This window comes from Micrococcus sp. TA1, assembly GCF_014199555.1.
In the GTDB taxonomy this organism is placed as follows: Bacteria; Actinomycetota; Actinomycetes; order Actinomycetales; family Micrococcaceae; genus Citricoccus.
In genome coordinates this window covers 163,061-185,188 of sequence record NZ_JACHNW010000001.1, presented here as the reverse complement: position 1 = coordinate 185,188, position 22,128 = coordinate 163,061, and the positions used below count along the sequence as shown (strand labels likewise).

Below are 22,128 nucleotides of genomic sequence, written 5' to 3'. Positions count from 1 at the left end.
CCGGGGCCCTCGGGGGCCCCGCTAGGCTGGCGCCATGCCCACCTCCGTTCCCGCCCCCCGTGAGTTGCGGCGCGTCGCCGCCGAGGCGGCCGCCGCCTGCGCACCACGGCTCGTCCGGGCCTTCCGTTCCACTCCCGCCGACCTCGACCTCTCCACCAAGCGGAACACCCACGACCTGGTCACCGTGCACGACGGGGCGACCGAGAACGAGCTGGTGCGGTTGCTCGGCGCAGCCGTCCCGGGCAGCCGGTTCGTCGGGGAGGAGGGGGGCACGCGCGGGCCGGACGGGGTGGACGAGCACGCCCTCACCCCGGTCGAGGCCGGCGCGGCGGCCGCGCCGCACACCCTGGAGTGGATCATCGACCCGATCGACGGCACGGCGAACTTCGCCCACGGCTTCGCCATGTTCTCGATCTCCGTCGCCGCCGCCGTGGACGGCGTGGTGGTGGCCGGCGTCGTGCTGGACCCCGTGAACGGGCTGGAGTTCTCCGCGGACGACGACGGTGCCTACCTCAACGGGCAGCGGTTCGGGTCCCGGGGGGCCGGGGCTCCGGCGGCCGGCCCCGGTGGGCAGGACGCGGTCGCGCCGGTCGAGGCGCCCGCACCGGACGAGCATTCCCTGAACCTGGTGACGTCCTATCCCTCCGCCGAGGCCCTGGACGTCGACGGCCCGGTGGCGCTGGAGCGCTTCGGCCGGCTCGTGGACGCCTACGCCACCGTGCGGCGCACCGTCTCCGGCGCCCTGGAACTGGCCTACACGGCCATCGGCTGGGCGGACGTGACGCTGGGGGTGGACACCAATCCGTGGGACGTGGGCGTGGGCCAGCTCCTGGTGCGCCGGGCGGGCGGCCACTACCTGGCCCGCTTCTACGACACCGACGGACCGGAGCGGCGCGAACCCCACCTGGCACCGTGCTACGTGGCGGTGGCCCCCGGGCGGACGGCACCGACCGCGGTGCGCGTCCTGGAGGAGACGGTCACGGCCCGCCGGGCGGCCGGGCACCGGACGGCCGGCGTCCGGGGCTGACCGGGCATCCACCCCTTGATGCAGGACGGTCCGGCGTGCCTAGGGTGTGCCATGACCGTGAACAGGACGGGGACGACCGTCCTGGCCCGCGGCCGGCCGGAGAGTGACGGCGGCCCTAGCCGTGGAACCCCCTGCGCACGATAATGAAAGTGCTCGCTGACAGGGACCTTAAAGTCCCTCCGGACGACACCGGGCGGGCGCTGACCCCGTGAGGGAAGAAGGAGACCGGGCCATGATGTTCGAACATGCCGACGACGAGCCGATCCTGGTGCTGGACGAGGATCAGTGCTGGAGGGTCCTGGAGAACACCCGGCACGGCCGGCTCGGGCTGCGGGTGAACGACGAACTCGACCTGGTCCCGGTGAATTTCGTGGCCCGGGACAAGCGGATCTACTTCCGGACGGCACCCGGCAACAAGCTGGCGGAGCTGACCATCAATCCCAAGGTCATCTTCGAGGCGGACGGCATCCTCTCGGACGAGGCCTGGTCGGTGCTGGCCCGCGGCCACGCCCGGGTGCTCGAGAAGGACGAGGAGATCGAATTTGCCGAGTCCCTGAGTATTGACCCCTGGGTCCCGACGTATAAGGATTTCTACGTAGAGGTCAACGTCAACCGGGTCACCGGTCGGCACTTCGTCTTCGGTGAGCATCCAGAGCGCTTCGAGTAGCAGCCGGATGGACACCAAAACACCTGACCCCCGGCAGCTGACGCGCTAGCCGGGGGTCAGGTGCGTCCGGGGCCCGGATCAGCCCCTCGCGTCCTCCACGTGGCTCGGCGCCCACATCCGCAGCCGGGTCTGGACCACGACGACGTTCGGCCCCTCCGCGGCCAGGGCGCGTTCCAGCGCGGGGCCCACCTCCTCCACCGCCACCTGCTCGGCCGGGATGCCGAAGGACCCGGCGAGGGCCACGAAGTCGGGACGGTCCAGTTCGGTGGCGGTCGCCTGGCCGAAGGTGTCCTCCATGTAGGCGCGCAGGATCCCGTACCCGCCGTCGTCCACGATCAGCCAGGTCACCGGCGCGTGGTGCTGGCGGGCCGCGGCCAGCTCGGCGATCGAGTACATGGCGGAACCGTCACCGGCCACCGCGAGCACCCGCGCGTCGGTCCCCCGCCTGCCCTGCCGCGCCAGGCCCATCGCCCCGCCGAACGCGGCGGGGAAGGCGTATCCCAGCCCGCCGGCACCCTGGGCCGAGTGGAACTGCCCGGACCTGGCGTCCCACACGTTCCAGGCCCAGTAGGCGGCGATGGTCATGTCCCAGTAGGTCTGCATGGCCTCGGGCACCGCGGCGCGGACATCCGCCATGAACCGTCGCTCCCGGTGCAGGTCCTGACCGTTAAGTCGCTCCTGGACGCGGCGGTTGACCTCGGCCACCACCTGTGCGGCGCCGCGGCCGTGCCAGTCGGACCGGGCCCAGCCGCCGGGCGCGCCGGTCTCCTGGCCCCCCGCGGCCGCCGCCGACCGTTCCAGCGCCTGCGCGAGGGCCGCGAGCGCCTGGCCGGCGTCCGCCCGCACGCCGAGCGTGGGGAAGTTCGACTCGAGCACGCGCGGCTCGGCGTCGACCTGGATGAGCCGGCCGCGCGGTTCCAGGGTGAAGTAGTTGGAGGTGACCTCACCGAGGGACGAGCCGATCACGAGCAGCACCTCGGCGTCCTCGAGCACCTCGGTGACGTAGCGGTCCTCCACCCAGGAGCCCAGGGAGAGCGGGTGGTCCACGGGGAAGGCCGAATTGCCGCCGGGGCTGCACACCACCGGGGCGTCCAGCAGCTCGGCCACGCGGCGCAGCTCGTGCAGCGCCCCGGGCCCGGACCGCCGCACTCCCCCGCCGGCCACGATCGCGGTGCGGGCCGAGGAGGCCAGCCAGCGCACCGACTCCGCCACCAGTTCCTCCCGCGGCGGGTGGTCATAGGGGACGGCGAGCGCGTCCTGCACCGGCGGGACCAGGACCTCGCCCAGCAGCACGTCCTGGGGCACCTCCACCCACACCGGCCCCTGCGGCACGGTGATCGCCTGGGCCCAGGCGTCCTGGATGGCCGAGGGGATGCCCGAGGCGTGGTGCACGGTGACCTGGGCCTTCGTCACGTTCTGCGCCGAGGCCTTCTGGTCGTCGAGCTGGTGCAGCATGCCCTTCCGGCGAGCCCCCAGCCCCGAGACGGGGATCTGGGAGGCAACGACGACCATCGGCACCGCGGTGGCGTACGCCTCCTGCAGCCCCGCCAGGGCGGTCAGCGCGCCGGGCCCGGTGGACAGGAACAGCACGCCGACCTCACCGGTGGCCCGCGAGTAGCCGTCGGCGGCGAACGCGGCGTTGTTCTCCACCCGGTTGGAGACGAACTCCAGCTCCGAACGGGACAGCGCGTCGAACAGGCCCAGGGCGTGCTGGCCCGGGATCCCGAAGACGGTGCGGGCGCCCAGGGCGTGCAGGGTCTCGACGACCAGGTCCCCGCCGTTGCGCCTCGCGGTCCCGCCCCGCGCCCCGCTCCCGGCTCCGGGCCCGGGCGTCATGCCGCGCCCTCCCGCGAGGCCCGCAGGTCGGCCATCAGCCCGACGAGGTCGTAGGCCACGTGCGCGGCCGCCACCCCGGTCAGTTCGGCGTGGTCGTAGGCAGGGGACACCTCCACGACATCGGCCCCCACCAGGTCGAGTCCGCGCAGTCCGCGCAGGATCTCCAGCAGTTCCCGGCTCGTCATCCCGCCGGCCTCCGGGGTGCCGGTGCCCGGCGCGTGCGCGGGATCGAGGACATCGATGTCCACCGAGACGTACAGGGGCCGGTCGCCGATGCGCTCGCGGAGCCGGGCCACCACCTCGTCCACCCCCAGGCGGAACACGTCCGCGCTGGTGACGATCCCGAAGCCGAACCGCCGGTCGTCCTCGAGGTCCTTGCGGCCGTACAGCGGCCCGCGGGTACCGACATGGCTGAGGGCGTCCGTGTCGAGGATCCCCTCCTCCACGGCGCGGCGGAACGGGGTGCCGTGCGTGTACTCGGCACCGAAGTAGGTGTCCCAGGTGTCCAGGTGGGCGTCGAAGTGGAGCAGGGCGAGCGGCCGCCCGGCCCGTTCGGCGGCGGCCCGCAGCAGCGGCAGGGCGATGGTGTGGTCCCCGCCGATCGTCAGGAGCGAGGCGGCGTCCCGGGTCAGCGCCAGGGCGTCGGCCTGGATCGCCTCGATCGCCTCGTGGATGTTGAACGGGTTCACCGCCATGTCCCCGGCGTCCACCACCTGCACCTGCGCGAAGGGGGAGGTGTCCGTGGCCGGGTTGTAGGGCCGCAGCAGCCGGGAGGACTGCCGGACGTGCCCCGGGCCGAAGCGGGCACCGGGGCGGTAGGACACCCCCGAGTCGAAGGGGACGCCGACCACCTTGACGGCCGCGGTCCGGCCGGCAGCGGTGGCCTCCTGGTCCGTGGGCAGCAGGGCGAAGGTGGCGGCCCCGCCGAAGCGGGGCACGAGGGCAGAGTTCACCGGGCCGATGTTGCCGTTCTCGGTGACGCGGGGGATCTCCAGCATGGTGTGACCTCTCGGTGGGTGGCGGTGGATGCGGTGGGTGGCAGCGGGGGGCGGTTGGCGGGGCATGCGGAGGGTGGCGTCGTCAGCTCAGGCGGCGGCCCGCCAGCGCCCAGAGCACGACGGCCTCGCGGTCACCGGGATTGGACCAGCTGTGCGGTTCGGAGCCGGAGAAGGAGGCGGTGTCCCCGGCCTCGAGCCGGACCTCGCCGCCGGTGGTGATGAACACGAGGCTGCCGCTGATCACGTGCAGCGACTCGACGTCGCAGTCCACCGTGTAGAGCTCGGCGTCCCCCCGGCCCCCGGGGGCGATCACGGCGCGGATCAGCTGCAGCCCGCGCCGACCGGGAGGCGTCAGCAGGTGCTCCGAGATGCCGTCCCCGCCCAGGTTGACCCTCGGGGCGTTCTCCAGGCGGACCACGGCGGTCTGCGGGGCGTCCAGGATCTCGCCCGCCGAGACGCCGAGCACCTGGCAGATGGCCACGAGGCTCGCGACGGACGGACTGGTCAGGTCGCGCTCCACGCGGGAGAGGAAACCCTTGGTCAGTCCGGAGAACTCGGCCACCTGGTCCATGGTCAGCCGCCGCTCCTGCCGCAGCGCGCGCAGGCGTCCGCCGATGGCGCGGTCCGGGACCGTGGGCTGGATCGGCAGGGACTTCACGCACGCCTCCTGCGCCGGACACGGCCCCGGGGTTGTCTGTGGAGCAACATGTGTTTACCGTAGTCCCCACCCGTGTGACCCGCAACACTCCTGAGCCGCGAGGAACCCCATGCAGACCCTGAATATCGTCATCATCTCGGCCTACCTCGCCAGCATGCTGCTGTTCGGCTGGTGGGGGCGGCGCCGCACCCGCGGCACCTCGGACTACCTCGTGGCCGGCCGCCGGCTGGGGCCCATGCTCTACACCGGCACCATGAGCGCCGTCGTCCTGGGCGGCGCCTCGACCGTCGGCGGCGTGGGGCTTGGCTACGAGTTCGGCATCTCGGGCCTGTGGCTCGTGACGGCCATCGGCGTCGGCGTGCTGCTGCTGAGCCTGCTGTTCGCCCCGTCCCTGCAACGGCTCCGGATCTACACCGTCTCCCAGATGCTCACCCTGCGCTACGGCTCGGAGGCCACGCGCGCCTCCTCGATCGTCATGCTCGCCTACACCCTGATGCTGGCGGCCACCTCCACGGGTGCCTACGCCTCGATCTTCGTGGTGCTGTTCGGCTGGGACCGCTGGCTGTCCATCATGGTGGGCGGCGGGATCGTCCTGGCCTACGCCGTGATCGGCGGGATGTGGTCCATCACGCTGGCGGACATGGCGCAGTTCATCATCATGACCGTCGGGATGTTCGCCCTGATGCTGCCCATCTCCCTCGCCAACGCCGGCGGCTGGAGCGGGCTCACCGCCCGGCTGGACGCCGAGTTCTTCGACCTGGGCGGCATGGGCCTGCAGTCGATCATCACCTACTTCGTCATCTACACCCTCGGCCTGCTGATCGGCCAGGACATCTGGCAGCGGGTCTTCACGGCGCGGTCCCCCCAGGTCGCCCGCTGGGGCGGCACGACGGCCGGCGTCTACTGCATCCTGTACGGCGTGGCCGGGGCCGTGATCGGCATGGCCGCCGCCGTGCTGATGCCGCAGGTCGAGGTCCGGGACGACGTCTTCGCCACGGTCGCCCTGGGCGTCCTGCCCATCGGCATCGGCGGGCTCGCGCTCGCCGCCGCCGTGGCCGCCATGATGTCCACCGCCTCCGGGGCGCTGATCGCCGCCGCCACCGTGGCCCGGGCCGACGTCGTGCCCCTGGTCCGTGACCTCGCGGCCGGCCGGCGGCCGGAACGACTGGACGCCGCCCAGGCCGCCCGGGAGGCAGAGGAGGAGGCCGAGCAGTCCCGGCACTTCGAGGAGGACGTGAACTCCAACCGCTGGTGGGTCCTGGGGCTGGGCCTGTTCGTGCTGGTGCTGGCCATCCTGGTCCCGGACGTCGTGGCGGCGCTGACGATCGCCTACGACATCCTGGTCGGCGGCCTGCTGGTGGCCATCCTCGGCGGGCTGGTCTGGTCTCGTGGGACCGGACCGGGGGCCGCCTGGTCGATGGCGGCCGGCACGGTCGGCACGCTGACGACCATGATCGTCCTCGAGGTCCAGGCCACCGAGGCGTTCGGCGGGGTCTACGCCAACGAGCCGATCTACGTCGGGCTCGCGTCCTCGGCCCTGGTCTACGTCGTCGTCAGCCTGCTGACCCGCCCGACGCACCCCTCGGTGCTGGAGGCCTGGCGCCGGCGCCGGACCGAGGGCGCCACCGAGGAGCTCCGGCCGGGGGTCACCGTCTCCTGACCGCTCAGGTCCACCAGATCGCCCCGATGCCCAGCACGGCCAGGACCGTCACGAGCGTCATGAGCCACAGCACGGCCCAGGCATCGGCCCGCACCCGTTCCCGGGCGATCCCGGCGGACTGTGTCCCGTACCGGTGCCGCTGGGTCCAGTGGATGACCAGCGCGGCCACCGCGCTCAGCAGGGCGGGCGCCAGGGCCAGCGGGCCCACGGCCCCGTACCAGCGCAGGAACATCGCCGCCGTGACGATGAGCGCCAGCAGGGAGCGGTCCCAGCTCATCACGGTCCGCTCCGGTTGCAGCCCCGGGTCCTGGTGCAGGGCGGTGGCGCTGAAGAGTGTCACCTCGGTGGTCCCCGCCGGCCTCAGGCGGGCCGCATCAGGATGAACACGAACAGCACCACCGCCACGACGGCCCCGCCGGTGGCCAGGACCGGCACCAGCAGTGGCAACGGCAGCGGGCGGCCCTGGCGCATGGCCCGCTCCACGCGCATCCAGCGGAATCCTGCCGTGGTGGCGAGCAGGGCCGCGATGAGTAGCAGCCCGGACCCGGCCACCTTGCGGGTGAGCGGGTCGAACACGGACCCCGTGAAGGCCTCGACGGCGATCCCTCCGGCCAGCAGGGCCAGGGAGGTGCGGATCCAGGCCAGGAACGTGCGCTCGTTGGCCAGCGTGAACCGCGGGTCGGGCTCCCTGCCCCCGGCCAGCAACCGGGAGGCCAGGCGCCCTCGTGACGGGGTGACGGCGTCCTCGGGTGATGTCATAGGCCCATCGTAGAATGAGGGTGGTCCGGCTGACCGGACTGTTGCCTTTCCGAGACGGAGCCGCCCTCTCGATGCCTGACGCATCGACCTTCCCCGCATCCCGCCGCAGCCCGGACGGTGAGCCCTCGCGGGATCAGGTGCGGCGGTGGCGGCGGTATCTGGCCGATGGGATCACCGAGGGCCAGATCTACCGGCAGATGGCCCACCGCACGCACGGCCCCGAACGCGACATCCTGCTCGGACTGACCCGGGCCGAACACCGTCACAGCACTGGCGCACCCTGCTGGGCGAGCACGCGAAGGACCCGCCGGCCCTCTCGCCCGGCGCGGCACCGATCCAGCCGGATTCCCGCCGCCGCTTGGGGATTCGCAGCACGGCCGAACTTGAACTGAGGGGGTCGATTGTGCCCATAATCATTGACGAACCGCAGAGCGCGGAGAACGGAGGAACACCATGCGTGGTAGCAGTCTTGTCTGGACCATCGTCGGCATTTTGCTGGCGATCGCCCTGATCATCTGGATCGTCTCGGCTCTGTAGAGCCCGGTTCTCCAAGCCAGGGTCGGGGCCCCACGGCACTCACCGTCGGGTCCCGATGAGAACGGCCCCCTTCCGCGTGCGGAAGGGGGCCGTTCTCATCGGGGTCCGGGTCAGAGCGAGGAGAGTTCCTCGTGCTCCGGGTAGACCTCGCGCAGCAGGTGCGCGGTCTCGGACGGGGTCTTGCCGACCTTCACGCCCGCGGCCTCGAGGGCCTCCTTCTTGGCCTGCGCGGTGCCGGAGGAGCCGGAGACGATGGCGCCGGCGTGGCCCATGGTCTTGCCCTCCGGGGCGGTGAAGCCCGCCACGTAGCCGACGACCGGCTTGGTCACGTTGTTCTTGATGAACTCCGCGGCCCGCTCCTCGGCGTCGCCGCCGATCTCGCCGATCATCACGATCGCCTTGGTGTCCGGGTCCGCCTCGAACGCCTCGAGGGCGTCGATGTGGGTGGTGCCGATGACCGGGTCGCCGCCGATGCCGATGGCGGTGGAGAAGCCCAGGTCCCGCAGCTCGTACATCATCTGGTAGGTCAGGGTGCCGGACTTGGAGACCAGGCCGACGCCGCCCTTGCCGGTGATGTTGGCCGGGGTGATGCCGGCCAGGGACTCACCCGGGGTGATGATGCCGGGGCAGTTCGGGCCCAGGATCCGGGTCACCGGCTTGCCGTCGGCGCCGGTCTTCTCCTGGGACAGGGCGAAGAACTGGGCGGAGTCCTGCACCGGGATGCCCTCGGTGATGACCACGAGCAGCGGGATGCCGGCCTCGATCGCCTCGATGGCGGCGTCCTTGGCGAACTTCGGGGGCACGAACATCACGGAGACGTCCGCCCCGGTGGCCTCCATGGCCTCGGCCACGGACCCGAAGACGGGCAACTCGACCTCTGCACCGTGCTGGTCCTTGTGGGCCACGGTGGTGCCGGCCTTGCGGGCGTTGACGCCGCCGACGATGTTGGTCCCGGCGTGCAGCATCCGGGCGGTGTGCTTGGAGCCCTCGCCGCCGGTGATGCCCTGGACGATGACCTTGGAATCCTTGTTCAGGTAGATCGACATGTGTGCTGTCCGTCCTTACTTCTGTGCCGAGGCGTTGGCGAGCTCGGCGGCCTTGTCGGCGCCTTCGTCCATGGAGGTGGCCTGGGTGACCAGCGGGTGGGCGGCCTCGCGCAGGATACGGCGGCCCTCGTCCACGTTGTTGCCGTCCAGGCGCACGACCAGCGGCTTGGTCGCCTTGTCGCCCAGGATCTCCAGGGCCTTGACCACGCCGTTGGCGACCGCGTCACACGCGGTGATGCCACCGAAGACGTTCACGAACACGCTCTTGACCTGTGCGTCGTTGAGGATGACGTCCAGGCCGTTGGCCATGACCTCGGCCGAGGCGCCACCGCCGATGTCCAGGAAGTTGGCGGGCTTGACGCCGCCGTGGTTCTCGCCGGCGTAGGCCACGACGTCCAGGGTGGACATGACCAGGCCCGCGCCGTTGCCGATGATGCCGACCTCGCCGTCGAGCTTGACGTAGTTGAGGTCGTTCGCCTTGGCCTTGGCCTCCAGCGGGTCCTCGGTGCGCTCGTCCACCAGGGCGCCGTGGCCCTCCTGGCGGAACTCGGCGTTGTCGTCCAGGGTGACCTTGCCGTCCAGGGCCACGATGTCACCGGCGCCGGTCTTGACCAGCGGGTTGACCTCCACCAGGGTCGCGTCCTCCTTCTCGAAGACGTCCCACAGCTTCACGAGGACCTCGGCGACCTTGCCGCGCAGCTCCTCGGGGAACCCGGCCTCGGCCACGATCTTGTCCGCGGTCGCGGCGTCGATGCCGGTCAGCGCGGAGACGGGCACCTTGGCCAGGGCCTCGGGACGCTCCTCGGCGAGCTGCTCGATCTCCATGCCGCCCTCGACCGAGCACATCGCCAGGTAGGTGCGGTTGGAGCGGTCCAGCAGCACGGAGAAGTAGTACTCCTCCGCGATGTCCGCGCCCTGGGCGATCATGACCTGGTGGACGGTATGGCCCTTGATGTCCATGCCCAGGATGGCCTTGGCGTGCTCGAAGGCCTCGTCGGCGGTCTTGGCGACCTTCACGCCGCCGGCCTTGCCGCGGCCACCGACCTTCACCTGCGCCTTGACGACAGTCACGCCGCCGATCTTCTCAGCGGCCGCCTTGGCCTCTTCCGGGGTCTGCGCCACGATGCCGGCCAGCACGGGAACGCCGTGTGCCTCGAACAGATCGCGCGCCTGGTATTCATACAGGTCCACGGGTTGGAGTCCTTCTACGTCGAAAACGGGGACGGCACGGATTCCGCGGGCGGCATCTGGGCACGGCAGCACCCGATCCTGAAGAGGCCATCCGACCCCTGACATCGAGTGATGCGTGTCCGGCTCGGCGGAAGCCGGCCGGAAGTCCGGGAAACCCCGGGCATTCCAACCCTTACCTTAGTCCACGCCACACCGTGGCCGTCCATTCCGGCCGGCAGGGCCCCGTGGGGGCCTCAGTCCACCCGGGTCAGCGGGGCATAGCGCAACAGCAGCCGCTTCTCGGTTCCGGCGAAGTCGACGGTGGCGACGGTCTTGTCCCCCGCGCCGGCGAGCGCCAGCACGGTGCCGCGACCGAAGGTGCCGTGGTCCACGGCGTCCCCCGGCGCCAAGGCCACGATCTCCTTGTTGGGCTGGACCCGGGTGGGCTTGGCGCCCCGGTTCGGCACCGTCAGCTCGGCGCCCTCCGCATAGGTTCCCGACGCGCGGGCCGGCCGGTTGGACGCGGACCCGGCACCCCAGTGGGAACCGGAGAACCGCTGGGGATAGCGAGAACCCCCGTGGCCGCCGATCGAGCCGCCGCCGAAACCGCCGCCGAAGCCCGCGGGCCGGGCCGAACCCTCCCGTTCCCAGACCAGCAGAGTCTCCGGGATCTCCTCCAGGAACTGGCTGGGCGGATTGAACTGGTGCTGGCCCCACAGGGACCGGGCCTCGGCACGGGAGACGAAGAGCCGGCGTCGGGCGCGCGTCAGGCCCACGTAGGCGAGCCGGCGTTCCTCGGCCAGCTCCTTCTCGTCCGTCATGGACCGCGAGTGCGGGAAGACGCCGTGCTCCATGCCGGTCAGGAACACCACCGGGAACTCCAGTCCCTTGGCGGTGTGCAGGGTCATCAGGGTGACCTGGCCCAGCTGGTCGGCCAGGGCGGCACCCTCGGTGTCCGGGGCGTCCGGCAGCTGGTCCGCGTCGGCCACGAGCGCCACCTGTTCCAGGAAGTCCCCCAGGGTGCCCCCGGGATTGGCCTTCTCGAACTCGCGGACCACCGCCACCAGCTCGCCGAGGTTGTCCGCGCGGGACTCGTCCTGCAGGTCCTCGGAGGAACGCAGCGCCTCGAGCATGCCCGTCTGTTCCAGGACGGCCTCCAGCACGGTGGCGGCGCCGGACGTGGCCGCCACCTGGGCGAGGTCGTCCATCATCTGCACGAAGCCGTTGACGGCCTTGAGGGAGCGGGTGGCCATGGCCGGGGCCTGGTCCGCCTGGCGCAGCGCCTCGAAGAAGGTAGAGCGGTTGCGGCCCTGCAGCGCCGCCACCGCCCCCTCGGCGCGGTCGCCGATCCCGCGCTTGGGCTCGTTGAGGATCCGGCGCAGGTTGACGTCGTCATCGGGGTTGTCCAGCACGCGCAGGTAGGCCAGCGCGTCCTTGATCTCCTTGCGGTCGTAGAACCGCGTGCCGCCCACCACCCGGTACGGGATGCCCTTCGTGACCAGGCGTTCCTCGAGGGAGCGGGACTGGGCGTTGGTGCGGTAGAAGACCGCGACGTCCGCCGGGCGGATGCCCTCCTCGTCCTGGAGCCGGTCGATCGTGGTGGCGATCCACTCCGCCTCGGCCGACTCGTTCTCCGCGGCGTAGCCGACGATCTTCTCCCCCGACCCCTCGGCGGTCCACAGGTTCTTGGGCCGGCGCTGGGGGTTCTTCGAGATCACCGCATTGGCGGCGTCCAGGATGGTCTGGGTGGAGCGGTAGTTCTGCTCCAGCTTGATGGTCTCGGCCTCGGGGTAGTCCTGCTCGAACTCGACGATGTTGCGGATGTCCGCACCGCGGAAGGCGTAGATGGACTGGTCCGAGTCCCCGACCACGGTGAGCTCGCCGCCGGCGGTCTCCACTCCCCCCGGCTCCCCTGCGGGCCCGGTGAGCAGCCGCACCAAGCGGTACTGGGCGTGGTTGGTGTCCTGGTACTCGTCCACCAGCACGTGCCGGAAGCGCCGGCGGTAGTTGTCCAGCACCCCCGGGAAGGCCTCGAGCATGTTGACCGTCATCCCGATCAGGTCGTCGAAGTCCATGGCGTTGGCCTGGCGCAGCCGTGCGGTGTACTCGGTGTAGACGGCGGACACCGCCTGGGCGAAGGGCTCGGAGGTGCCGACGGTGGCCGCGTGGTCCTCGCAGTCCACGAGCTCGTTCTTCAGGGCGCTGATCCTGTTCAGGATCGCCTTGGGCGCGAACCGCTTGGGGTCCAGGTCGTGCGCCTTGGCGATCGAGGTGACCAGCCGCAGGGAGTCGGCGGAGTCGTAGATGGAGAAGTTGGACTTCAACCCGACCGTGGTGGCCTCCCGGCGCAGGATCCGCACGCAGGAGGAGTGGAAGGTGGAGATCCACATCTTCTGCGCCGCCGGACCGATCAGCGCGCTGATCCGCTCGCGCATCTCCGCGGCGGCCTTGTTCGTGAAGGTGATCGCCAGGACCTCGTGCGGGCGGGCCCGGCCGGTGGCCAGGGCGTAGGCGATCCGGTGCGTGAGCACGCGGGTCTTGCCCGAACCGGCTCCGGCCACGATCAGCAGCGGCGAACCGGTGTGCTCCACGGCGCGCTTCTGCTGCTCGTTCAGCCCCTCGAGCAGTTCGTCCGCGCCGGGCGCGCGGTGGGCACCGGCGGTGGAGGCGAAGCCGAACTCCGGCTCGTCGGAGAACGGGTCGGCGGGGCGGGCGGCGAACAGGCCCGGCAGGGCGGTCTGGAAATCCTGGGACATGGTGGCGTCCATTCTACCGAGGGCCGGGACGCCCTCAGGGGCCGTCCACAGCCCCGGTCCTCCGGCCCGTCCCGCAGGCGGGATAATGGGAGGCTGGAGGTTCACGTGTCCCAGAAGAAGAACAAGAAGCGGCAGAACAGGCCCGGTACCGGCCGGTCCGGCCCCCCGTCCGGCGCACCGCGGCCGGGCGAGGTCAGGGGCGGTTCCCCGGCGTCGGCCGCCGGTCCCGTCCGGCACCCCCGCCCCTCGGTGGCCCAGGCCCGCCAGGACCTGGAGGCCTCCGGCCAGAAGGAGGGCAGCCCGGGGATGCTGGTGGCCGCCCTGCTGGGCACCACCCTGTTCATGTTCTTCTACCTGCACGTGCTGGTGCTGCCGCAGATGGCGCAGCTGTCCGGCGGGCTGCCCATGCCGGACCAGCAGTTCCTCTACGACTCCGCCTACCTCGCCGAGCTGGACGCCGCCATGGACGAGCCGGCCCACGGGCAGCTGAACTGGGTGCACAAGACGGCCGGGGTCATCTTCCCCATCGCGGTGGGCCTGTCCGTGGCCGCCGTGGCCGCCTGGTGCCTGCCCCGCGGCTGGGGCCGCTGGGTGTCCTACGCCGCCGGTGCGCTGTTCGCGGTGGTGGACATCGTGGAGAACATGCTCATCGAGTCGACGCTGCGGTCCGGGGGCGAAGGCGCGGCCCTGGCCTCCGCCTTCACCACGGCGCGCTGGGTGCTGCTGGTGGCCATCACCGCGTGGATCGTGCTGATGATCGCCGGGCGGTTCCGCCGTTCGGCCCGGGAACGCACCGGGGCGCTCACCCGCCAACCGCGGCGGAGATGACCCACGAATCCCGGAGGTGACGCACGAGCCGCCGGGGACCGCGTAGGATGTCCGAGTGGACCCGCGCCCTCGCGCGTGCGAGCGGGCGTCCGGGCCCTGCAGCCCCCGTAGCTCAGTAGGATAGAGCGACCCTCTCCTAAAGGGTAGGCCATCGGTTCGATTCCGGTCGGGGGCACCAGTCCTCTCCTCCGCCGCCGGCGGCGCCCGAGCAGTCCTCAGGACGGTGTGGTCCGCGGGTCGCCGGGATCGCCCGGCCCGAAGAGGTCCACCCGGCGGTCGGCCAGGTACGGCGGCACGCCCTCGACGTCCCGGACCTCCACCACGAGCAGGCCCTCACCCGCCGCCGGCAGGGTGTCCACGGCGCCGCCGGGGCCGCAGATCACGCTGAGCCCCGCATAGTCCTGGTCGCCCTCGCTCCCGCAGTAGTTGGCGTAGGCGATCTGGACCCCGTTCTCGTAGGCCCGGGCGGGCACCAGGGTCCGGGACACGATCTCGTAACCGGCCATGTTCGCCGTCGGGACCAGGACGACCTGTGCACCCCGCAGCGCCGCCGCCCGGACGGCCTCCGGGAATTCCACGTCGTAGCAGATGAGCAGGGCGACCCGGTGCCCCCGGAGGTCCGCCACCGCGGGCGGTGCGTTCCCGGGGGTGAAGCGGCTCCGGTCCAGGTCCTCGAACAGGTGCATCTTCCGGTGCCGCAGGACCGTCCTGCCGTCCGAGACCAGCAGGGCGGAGTTGTACACGGTGCCGTCGGTGTCCCGTTCGGGATAGCCGTAGGCCACGGCCACCCCGGTGCGCACGGTCAGCTCGGCGATCCGCTGGGCGGTCGGACCCCCGCACGGCTCGGCCAGCCGATGCGTGTCCCGGCGGGGGATGTCGTACCCGGTGGTGAACATCTCCGGGACCACCAGGACGTCGGCATCTTGTTCCGACGCCCGGTCCAGGGCGTCCTGCAGCCGCAGGAGGTTCCCCTCGACGTCGAGCGGATGCGGCTCGCACTGCCAGACGGCGACGCGCACGGTGCTCAGTCCGCCAGCGCGACGGGCGCGATCTCGTCGAAGAGGTCCCCCGGGCCAGGATTGTCCCCGGCACAGGAACCGCCGAAGTAGTCCATGACACCCCAGACCGCGTTCAGCCCGGTCTGCACCGCGCCCTCCGCCCAGGCGGGGGTGAACGAGACGTCATCGCCGGCCAGGAAGATCCCGCGCTGGCTCTCCGGCAGGCCCTGCTGCATGAAGTGGGTGTACATCCTGTGGTTGTAGCGGTAGTGCCCGGGCAGGGCCCCCTTGAACGCGCCCAGGAAGAACGGGTCGTCCTCCCAGGACACCGTCACGGGTTCGCCCACGATGTGACCGCGGATGTCCACGGTGGGATAGATCTTCGACAGCGAGTTCAGCGCGAGGTCGACCCGGCGGTCCACGGCGTGCGGGAGCATCTTCAGGGAGTCCGACATCCAGGAGTAGGACAGGCAGATCGCGGCCGGGCGATCGGGTCCGTCGTCGAAGAGGTAGGTGCCCCGCGTCAGCCGGTCGGTGAGCGTCATGCTCATCTGCTGGCGGCCGGTCTCCGGGTCCGTGCGCAGCCAGAACGGCTCGTCGACCATGACGAAGGTCTTCGTCGACTGCATGTACCGCGTCCGGTCCAGCGCCATCCACAGGTCCTGCGAGAACAGGCCCTCGTCGCAGTCGACCTCCGTGGTCAGCAGCCAGCTGTGGCACGTCGCGACCACGGCGTGGTGCCGTCGCGTGGTGCCCCACCGGTCCCGCACGCAGAACCGGCCGTCGTCGTCCTTCCCGATGGCCGAGGCGGCGGCCAGCGTGGCCCCGTGGTGGAGGGAGGACAGCGTGGTCCCGCTGGGCCAGGGCCCGCCGGGGCGGACCGGCAACTCCCACAGCCCGCGGGGCAGCTGGTCGACGCCGCCCACGATGAGCCGCTGGTCGGCGTCGCAGTTGGTGAGGACCACCCGCAGGATCTCCAGCATGGAGTTCGGGAAGTCCGAGTCCCATCCCCCCGTGCCGAACCCCACCACGCCGAACAGTTCCCGGTCACGGAAGGACAGGGACCCGAAGGCCTTCGACCGGGCGATGAAGTCGTAGAACGTCCGGTCGTCCCACTCCGCCACGAGGGTGTCCCAGGACCTCTTGAGCCGGGGGACGTCGCGATGCCGGATGGCCTCCTGCATCTCGGTGTACCCGATCTCCTCCAGCGCGGCGTCCCAGGCGTCGGAGATCCTGGTGAAGGTCTCCGGGAGATCGGCCAGGGTCTGGCCGTAGAAGGTCTCACCGCCGATGTCGATGACCGTGCTTCCCGCGGCGGGTGTCAGCGGGTTCGGGAAGGGCCGGTGGTCCAGGCCCAGGAGGTCGGCATAGTGGAAGAAGGTGCTGCCCGAGGTGGGGAAGCGCATCCCGCCCAGTTCCGCCACCACCCCCTCGGCGCCGTCGAAGCGGTGGGTGCGCAACCGGCCACCGATCCTGGTCGGCTCGTAGATCACCGGCTTGAGCCCCAGGTTCATCAGCTCGTAGGCGGCGACCATGCCGGACAGCCCCGCCCCGATGATCGCCACCTCACGTCCCAGGACCGCCTGCGGCAGGGTGCCGAGGCCCGCGGGATGGTCCAGCCACTCGTCGTAGGCGAACGGGAAGTCGGGCCCGAACATGGTGACGGGCAGCGGCGAGGTGTCCTTCTCGGACGGCGTGAAAATGCTCACGTCAGGAGACTATGGCCTCCATCGCCACGTGCCCACCCCCCGGGGGGCCTTCACCCCGGCCACGGCAGCGACCTGACGAGGCCGTCCGCGCCTGGCGGGCCGCCCCGGCGGGTCAGCCGCCGGCGCCGGCCACGGGATCGTCGAACTGGGTCCGGTACAGCTCGGCGTAGCGGCCCCCGCGGGCCAGCAGGTCCGCGTGCGGCCCCTCCTCCACCACGTGCCCGTCCTCGACCACCAGGATGCGGTCGGCGGAGCGGATGGTGGAGAGCCGGTGCGCGATCACGACGGCGGTGCGGCCTTCCAGAGCCTCGGCCAGGGCGGCCTGGACGGCCTTCTCCGACGTGGAGTCCAGGGCGGCCGTCGCCTCGTCCAGCAGGACGACGCGCGGTGCGGCCAGCAGCAGTCGGGCGATCGTCATCCGCTGCCGCTCTCCCCCGGATAGCCGGTATCCCCGCTCCCCCACCACGGTGTCCAGCCGGTCCGGCAGGCCCTCGACCACGTCCCGCAGGCGGGCGCGGTCGATCGCCTCCCACACCTCCTCCTCGGTGGCCTCGGGCCGGGCCAGGGTCAGGTTCCCGCGGATCGTGTCGTGGAACAGGTGCCCGTCCTGGGTGACCATGCCCACCGTCTCCTGCAGGGAGGCGAAGGTGGTGTCCCGGACGTCCAGGCCGTTGTAGCGGACCGAACCGGAGCCGACATCGTAGAGCCGGGCCAGCAGCGAGGCGATGGTGGACTTGCCCGCGCCCGAGGTGCCGACCAGGGCGTAGGTCTGCCCCGGCTGCACCGTGAAGGAGATCCCGTGCAGCACCTCGGCCCCGCCCCGGCGGTCCAGCACGGCCACCTCCTCGAGCGAGGCCAGCGAGACCTGGTCCGCGCTGGGATAGGAGAACCGCACGTCCTGCACCTCGAGGGTGACCGGGCCGTCCGGGATGGCCCGCGCGTCCGGCCGCTCGCGGATCAACGGTTCCAGGTCCAGCACCTCGAAGACCCGGTCGAAGGAGACGAGGGCACCCATGATCTCCACGCGGGCGCTGGCCAGGCCGGTCAGGGGGGCGTAGAGCCGGGTCAGCAGCAGGGCCAGCGTGACGACGTCCCCGGCCTCGAGCGTCCCGGCCAGGGCCTGCAGCCCGCCGATGCCGTAGACCGCCGCGAGGGCGAGCGCGGAGACGAGGGTCAGTGCGGTCATGAACACGGACTGGCGCACCGAGATCCCCACGCCGACCGCCCGGACCCTGTCGGCCCGGGAGGCGAACTCGGCCGACTCCCGCGCGGGACTGCCGAAGAGTTTGACGAGGGTGGCCCCGGCCGCGGAGAACCGCTCGGTCATCTGGTCGCCCATGGTCGCGTTGGACTGGGCCTGGCTGCGGCTCAGCTCGGCGATCTTGCCGCCCATGAAGCGCGCCGGGATCAGGAACAGCGGCAGCAGCACCAGGGAGACCAGCGTGACCTGCCAGGAGGTCGTCAGCATGACGATGAGGGTCAGCACCAGGGAGACCACGTTCATCACCACCCCGGACAGGGTGCGGGAGATCGCCGTCTGGGCGCCGATGACGTCGTTGTTGAGCCGGGAGACCAGGGCACCGGTGCGGGTGCGCATGAAGAAGGCGATCGGCATGGTCTGCACGTGGTCGAACACCGCGGTGCGCAGGTCGTAGATGATGCGCTCCCCCAGGTCGGAGGACAGCCACCGGGTCACCACGCCCAGGATCGCGTCGAGCACGGCCACCAGGGCGATCAGCAGCGCCAGCCGGATGATGAGCGCGGACGTCCCCCCGCCGACGATCGCGTCCACCACGTCCCCGGCGAGGATGGGCGAGGCCACCCCCAGGAAGGCCCCGACGACGGAGAGCACGAGGTAGAACAGCAGCTTGCCCTTGTACCGGCGGACGAAGTCCAGGGTGCGCCGTACGGTGCCCGGCCGCAGTCCCCGGCCGGCCTGGTCGGCGCCGCGGCTCATCCGGTACATCGTCATCCACGCGGCCCGTTCCATGCTCATGGCCGGGGCTCCTGGTCCTCGGCCGTCCCACCGGGGGCGCCGGCCGCCGTCGCGTCGGTCGCGCCGGCCGGGGCCCGTCCGCGCGGGGGATGTGCGGACGGGGCGGTGACCTCCGCCGCGAGGAGCCGCTCGATCGCGCGCAGCGAGGCGGCGTGGGCGCGGTCGAATCCGGCCTGTCCCGAGCCCTCGGCCAGCCCCGCCGCGTAGCCGGCGATGAACGCCGTGGCCGCGGCGTCGTCGTCCTGACCCGAGGCCGCCGCGGCGATCCGCGCGGCTCGGGAGAGCCGGGCGGTGTCCGGGCTGACGCCCGAGAGCTCGAGGGCGGCCATCAACCGCTCCGGCCAGTCCGCCGGATGCTGCGGGGCGGAGACCTGCGGGGACGGGGCGGGAACGTTCTGGGGCACCGCACCAGTCTAGGTCGGCGCCCGCGCCGGGCTCCCGGGATCAGGCGACGGCGGCCAGGAAGTCGGTCCACTGCTCCGCCGGGCGCTCCAGTTCCCGGATCCGCCACTGCGGTCCCCGCGGGCGGGCGGGGGTGACCCGCAGGGTCCAGCCCATCTGCGCCAGGGTGCGGTCGCCCTTGGCGTTGTTGCACTTCAGGCAACAGGCCACCAGGTTCTCCCAGGAGTCCTCACCCCCGCGGGACCGCGGGTGGATGTGGTCCACCGTGGTGGCGGACCGTCCGCAGTACCCGCACTGGTGTCCGTCCCGGCGCAGGACACCGCGGCGGGAGACTGCGGCGGTGTCCGCATGCGGGATCCGGATGTAGCGGTTCAGCAGGATCACGGCCGGGCGCATCACCGTACAGGTCGGCCCGACGACGGGGTCCCCGCCGTCGGCGAGCACGCTCGCCTTCCCGGTTCCCACCAGCAGGATGGCACGGCGATAGCTGACGACGGACAGCGGCTCGTAGCCGGCGTTCAGGACCAGAGTGCGCATGGGATGACCTCGCGGCTCGGGGGTGCCGCGGGCGCCGGATCGCCTGCCGGGTACCGACCCGGCCATCCGGCGTCTGCGGAGTGTATCGGGGGCGATCAGGTTCAGGATACGCGCCGCTCCCCCGGGCGCGTGACCGCGGCCCCCGACGCCGGGCGTGTCCCGGGCAGTGTTCACGGACCGGTCATGCCGCGTTCACGCGCCCGCACGGCCGCCGGCGACCACCCTCCCGGGATGCCGGGGACGACCGAGGGCCCCTCCGTGTCCGGAGGGGCCCTCGTAGCAGTCGTCACCCGGCCGGTGGCCGGGCAGGTGGTCGGTGGTCAGCCGACGTAGGTGTAGTAGCCGTACAGCGGGTTGCGCGTCACCGGGTGCTGGAAGGTGCCGACGGACGGGTTCTGGGCACCGATCATCTGGCCGTTGCCGACGTAGATGCCGACGTGGCCGCCACCGTTCTGGAACACCAGGTCGCCCGGCTTCGGGTTCGAGGTGGGCACGAACAGGCCGGAGCCACGGATCGCGGAGGTCGAGGACGGGATGGTGATCCCGGCCTGGCGGTAGGCCCAGGCCGTGAAGCCGGAGCAGTCCCAGCCGGCAGTGGTCTTGCCGCCGTAGACGTAGGGCACGCCCACGCCGGAGTAGGCGGCGGCCACGACGCCGCTGAGGCCGCCACGCTCCGCCGCCGGCTTCGGGGCCGGCGTGGCGGCGGGCTTCGGAGCGGACTGCGTGGTGGTCGTCCGCGGGGCGGACTGGTCGGTCCGCGAGGCGCGCTCGACGGTGCGCTCGGTGGAGCGCTCGGCCTGGGCCGGGCGCTCGGCCGGAGCGGAACGGGTGGTGGGCTCGGCGGACCGGGTGGTGGTCGCGGCGGCGGGGGCCTCTGCGGCGGCGGGCTGCGGGGCGGGGGCCTCGACGACGGGCTCCGGCTCGGGCTCCGGGGCGGGCTTGGAGGCGACGGGAGCGCGGTTCAGCTCGACCTTGACGTCCTTGGCGGCGGTGACGTTGACGGCGGCGACGGACGCGGCACGCTCGATGTCCAGGCCCGGGGCCGGGATGCTGGTGGTGGCGCGGACGGCAGTGTCGGCGCCCTGGGCCGGCATGCCGATGGTCAGGACCAGGCCGGAGGCTGCCGCCACGACCGCCGCCTGGCGGCCGACGGTGCCGGCGTTGGCGGACACTGCCTTGGAGATGGCCTCGAGCGGGTTGCTGGTGACCGGGGTGGCGCGGTGACGTGCAACGGAGCTGCGCTTCGACACGGGATATACCTCTCTCACGTGCCGCCGGGCCTGACCCGCCCCCGCCATGATGGACGACTGCTGAAAGGGCACCGGGCTGCGGGGGGATTGGCAAGACACCGGCCGGCTCTTCCTCGGGAATCCCGCCGAAGGGCCGGGCTCCAAGGTATATGAAACGTTTACCAATGTCACACTCAGGTCACGACGGGCTGTGGATAACACTGGACCCCGCCCAGCAACTCATCAGGAAGTGCCTAGTCCGGCGGCAAGAAGGAGACCGAAAATGGTGACGAAGTGATTTATCCCACGTCGTGATCGAGCGTCGCGCGTGATGGAGCCGTGACCTACACCGGGACGCCTCCCCGACTCCCGGGAGCCCGGTCAGCGGAGGCTGCGCTCCACGCGGATGTGGGCGGCCGCATCCTGCGAGACCTCGAGGGCGACCCCGCCCTCCGCGGCGTCCGCGGCGCGCACCGTGATGTAGCCGTCACGGGGTGCGATCTCGATGTCCTGCCCGGGGCGGACACCGGCCAGGGCGAGCTCCGAGAGCAGTTCAGGGTCGGTCTGGATGGCCTCGGTGAGGCGGACCACCGTGTACCGGCCCGGAGCACCGGCGGCCACCGACAGTGCCACCCCGTGCTCCAGGGCTGAACGAGCGCCGCTCATGGGCGCATGGAGCTGGTCGAGTCCCGGGATCGGGTTGCCGTACGGGGAGTCGACGGGATGGTCCAGCAGTTCCAGCAGGCGCAGCTCGACCTTCTCGCTCATCACGTGCTCCCAGCGGCAGGCCTCCTCGTGGACGTAGGCCCAGTCCAGCCCGATGACGTCGGACAGCAGTCGCTCGGCCAGGCGGTGCTTGCGCATCACCTGCACGGCCTTGGCACGGCCTCCCTCGGTGAGCTCGAGGTGCCGGTCGGTGCTGACATGCACCAGGCCGTCGCGTTCCATCCGCGCCACGGTCTGGGAGACGGTCGGCCCGGAGTGCTCCAGGCGTTCGGCGATGCGTGCCCGCAACGGCACGATCCCCTCCTCCTCGAGCTCGAGGATGGTGCGGAGGTACATCTCCGTGGTGTCGATCAGATCCGTCACTTCTGACTTTCCTCTCCAGGTCCCTATGGTCCATGGGTGACCACCCGGCCGGGGAGTCAGGCCGGGCCCGCACGCGGGACCGCACCAACCATCCTAGCCACGGCGGGGATCACCCGGGATCACCGGTCGGCCCCGTCGACAGGGTGGTGCACGGGCTGACGGGGACCACACCCGGGCCCGACACGAATCCCGAGGTCCGGGGTCGATGCGGGAGAATGGGGAGTCG

Annotated in this window: 19 protein-coding genes and 1 tRNA gene; 5 read left to right on the top strand and 15 right to left on the bottom strand. The window is 71.7% G+C overall.

The window, feature by feature from the left end; genetic code table 11:
* Window positions 1-34: 34 nt before the first annotated feature.
* Entirely contained in the window at window positions 35-1,027 is a 993-nt protein-coding gene (locus GGQ69_RS00740; RefSeq protein WP_183523444.1) for an inositol monophosphatase family protein, read from the top strand.
* A 232-nt stretch (window positions 1,028-1,259) separates the two neighbouring features.
* Window positions 1,260-1,694 (top strand): pyridoxamine 5'-phosphate oxidase family protein, encoded by a 435-nt coding sequence (locus GGQ69_RS00735; RefSeq protein ID WP_183523443.1) that lies wholly within the window; start codon window positions 1,260-1,262, stop codon window positions 1,692-1,694.
* Between the two features lie 78 nt (window positions 1,695-1,772).
* On the opposite strand, the gene GGQ69_RS00730 is transcribed toward GGQ69_RS00735, so the two are convergent.
* The 3 genes from GGQ69_RS00730 to GGQ69_RS00720 form a co-directional block, all read right to left on the bottom strand.
* On the bottom strand, window positions 1,773-3,530 hold the full coding sequence (locus GGQ69_RS00730; RefSeq protein WP_183523442.1) for a thiamine pyrophosphate-binding protein: 1,758 nt from the start codon (window positions 3,528-3,530) through the stop codon (window positions 1,773-1,775).
* The gene (speB, locus tag GGQ69_RS00725; protein WP_183523441.1) at window positions 3,527-4,528 is read right to left on the bottom strand and encodes an agmatinase; all 1,002 of its coding nucleotides are present in this window, start codon (window positions 4,526-4,528) and stop codon (window positions 3,527-3,529) included. The genes GGQ69_RS00730 and speB overlap by 4 nt, the downstream gene beginning before the upstream one ends.
* Window positions 4,529-4,610: 82 nt before the next feature.
* The gene (locus GGQ69_RS00720) at window positions 4,611-5,186 is read right to left on the bottom strand and encodes a helix-turn-helix domain-containing protein (protein ID WP_183523440.1); all 576 of its coding nucleotides are present in this window, start codon (window positions 5,184-5,186) and stop codon (window positions 4,611-4,613) included.
* A 109-nt stretch (window positions 5,187-5,295) separates the two neighbouring features.
* On the opposite strand from GGQ69_RS00720, the gene GGQ69_RS00715 reads away from it, so the two are divergent.
* The gene (locus GGQ69_RS00715; RefSeq protein ID WP_183523439.1) at window positions 5,296-6,846 is read left to right on the top strand and encodes a sodium:solute symporter; all 1,551 of its coding nucleotides are present in this window, start codon (window positions 5,296-5,298) and stop codon (window positions 6,844-6,846) included.
* Between the two features lie 4 nt (window positions 6,847-6,850).
* On the opposite strand, the gene GGQ69_RS00710 is transcribed toward GGQ69_RS00715, so the two are convergent.
* The 5 genes from GGQ69_RS00710 to pcrA form a co-directional block, all read right to left on the bottom strand.
* Window positions 6,851-7,186 carry a DUF202 domain-containing protein gene (locus tag GGQ69_RS00710; protein WP_183523437.1) on the bottom strand — a complete coding sequence of 112 codons (336 nt, stop codon included), beginning with the start codon at window positions 7,184-7,186 and terminating at the stop codon, window positions 6,851-6,853.
* A gap of 20 nt (window positions 7,187-7,206) precedes the next feature.
* Entirely contained in the window at window positions 7,207-7,605 is a 399-nt protein-coding gene (locus GGQ69_RS00705) for a YidH family protein (RefSeq protein ID WP_010145236.1), read from the bottom strand.
* Between the two features lie 647 nt (window positions 7,606-8,252).
* Entirely contained in the window at window positions 8,253-9,188 is a 936-nt protein-coding gene (gene sucD / locus GGQ69_RS00700) for a succinate--CoA ligase subunit alpha (RefSeq protein WP_183523435.1), read from the bottom strand.
* A gap of 15 nt (window positions 9,189-9,203) precedes the next feature.
* Window positions 9,204-10,379: an ADP-forming succinate--CoA ligase subunit beta gene (sucC, locus tag GGQ69_RS00695; protein WP_183523433.1), complete on the bottom strand. Its 1,176-nt coding sequence runs from the start codon at window positions 10,377-10,379 to the stop codon at window positions 9,204-9,206.
* Between the two features lie 233 nt (window positions 10,380-10,612).
* Window positions 10,613-13,114 carry a DNA helicase PcrA gene (gene pcrA, locus GGQ69_RS00690; protein ID WP_183523431.1) on the bottom strand — a complete coding sequence of 834 codons (2,502 nt, stop codon included), beginning with the start codon at window positions 13,112-13,114 and terminating at the stop codon, window positions 10,613-10,615.
* Between the two features lie 105 nt (window positions 13,115-13,219).
* Between pcrA and GGQ69_RS00685 the strand changes: the two genes are divergently transcribed.
* Both GGQ69_RS00685 and GGQ69_RS00680 read left to right on the top strand, forming a co-directional pair.
* Window positions 13,220-13,942 (top strand): hypothetical protein, encoded by a 723-nt coding sequence (locus GGQ69_RS00685; protein ID WP_183523429.1) that lies wholly within the window; start codon window positions 13,220-13,222, stop codon window positions 13,940-13,942.
* A 101-nt stretch (window positions 13,943-14,043) separates the two neighbouring features.
* A tRNA-Arg gene (locus tag GGQ69_RS00680) sits at window positions 14,044-14,120 on the top strand.
* A gap of 37 nt (window positions 14,121-14,157) precedes the next feature.
* Here the strand turns inward: GGQ69_RS00680 and GGQ69_RS00675 are convergent.
* From GGQ69_RS00675 to GGQ69_RS00645, 7 genes are all read right to left on the bottom strand, one after another.
* The gene (locus GGQ69_RS00675) at window positions 14,158-14,961 is read right to left on the bottom strand and encodes a carbon-nitrogen hydrolase family protein (protein ID WP_183523427.1); all 804 of its coding nucleotides are present in this window, start codon (window positions 14,959-14,961) and stop codon (window positions 14,158-14,160) included.
* 5 nt (window positions 14,962-14,966) lie between these two features.
* Window positions 14,967-16,649 (bottom strand): flavin monoamine oxidase family protein, encoded by a 1,683-nt coding sequence (locus GGQ69_RS00670; RefSeq protein WP_370577033.1) that lies wholly within the window; start codon window positions 16,647-16,649, stop codon window positions 14,967-14,969.
* A 112-nt stretch (window positions 16,650-16,761) separates the two neighbouring features.
* Complete coding sequence (locus GGQ69_RS00665) at window positions 16,762-18,645, bottom strand: ABC transporter ATP-binding protein (RefSeq protein ID WP_183523425.1); 1,884 nt, start codon at window positions 18,643-18,645, stop codon at window positions 16,762-16,764.
* Complete coding sequence (locus tag GGQ69_RS00660; protein WP_183523423.1) at window positions 18,642-19,049, bottom strand: hypothetical protein; 408 nt, start codon at window positions 19,047-19,049, stop codon at window positions 18,642-18,644. Before GGQ69_RS00660 ends, GGQ69_RS00665 begins: the two co-directional genes overlap by 4 nt.
* 40 nt (window positions 19,050-19,089) lie before the next feature.
* Entirely contained in the window at window positions 19,090-19,584 is a 495-nt protein-coding gene (locus GGQ69_RS00655; protein ID WP_010144995.1) for an HNH endonuclease, read from the bottom strand.
* A 320-nt stretch (window positions 19,585-19,904) separates the two neighbouring features.
* A complete protein-coding gene (locus tag GGQ69_RS00650) occupies window positions 19,905-20,834 on the bottom strand; it encodes a C40 family peptidase (protein ID WP_298042060.1) in 930 nt (309 codons plus the stop codon).
* 360 nt (window positions 20,835-21,194) lie between these two features.
* Window positions 21,195-21,902: a metal-dependent transcriptional regulator gene (locus GGQ69_RS00645; RefSeq protein ID WP_183523419.1), complete on the bottom strand. Its 708-nt coding sequence runs from the start codon at window positions 21,900-21,902 to the stop codon at window positions 21,195-21,197.
* Window positions 21,903-22,128: the final 226 nt, after the last annotated feature.

Excerpts from the sequence above, each read along its gene's own strand:
- GGQ69_RS00740 (WP_183523444.1), top strand. The coding sequence starts at position 35 with ATGCCCACCTCCGTTCCCGCCCCCCGTGAGTTGCGGCGCGTCGCCGCC.
- GGQ69_RS00735 (WP_183523443.1), top strand. The coding sequence starts at position 1,260 with ATGATGTTCGAACATGCCGACGACGAGCCGATCCTGGTGCTGGACGAG.
- GGQ69_RS00730 (WP_183523442.1), bottom strand. The coding sequence starts at position 3,530 with ATGACGCCCGGGCCCGGAGCCGGGAGCGGGGCGCGGGGCGGGACCGCG.
- speB (WP_183523441.1), bottom strand. The coding sequence starts at position 4,528 with ATGCTGGAGATCCCCCGCGTCACCGAGAACGGCAACATCGGCCCGGTG.
- GGQ69_RS00715 (WP_183523439.1), top strand. The coding sequence starts at position 5,296 with ATGCAGACCCTGAATATCGTCATCATCTCGGCCTACCTCGCCAGCATG.
- GGQ69_RS00705 (WP_010145236.1), bottom strand. The coding sequence starts at position 7,605 with ATGACATCACCCGAGGACGCCGTCACCCCGTCACGAGGGCGCCTGGCC.
- sucD (WP_183523435.1), bottom strand. The coding sequence starts at position 9,188 with ATGTCGATCTACCTGAACAAGGATTCCAAGGTCATCGTCCAGGGCATC.
- pcrA (WP_183523431.1), bottom strand. The coding sequence starts at position 13,114 with ATGTCCCAGGATTTCCAGACCGCCCTGCCGGGCCTGTTCGCCGCCCGC.
- GGQ69_RS00665 (WP_183523425.1), bottom strand. The coding sequence starts at position 18,645 with ATGAGCATGGAACGGGCCGCGTGGATGACGATGTACCGGATGAGCCGC.
- GGQ69_RS00655 (WP_010144995.1), bottom strand. The coding sequence starts at position 19,584 with ATGCGCACTCTGGTCCTGAACGCCGGCTACGAGCCGCTGTCCGTCGTC.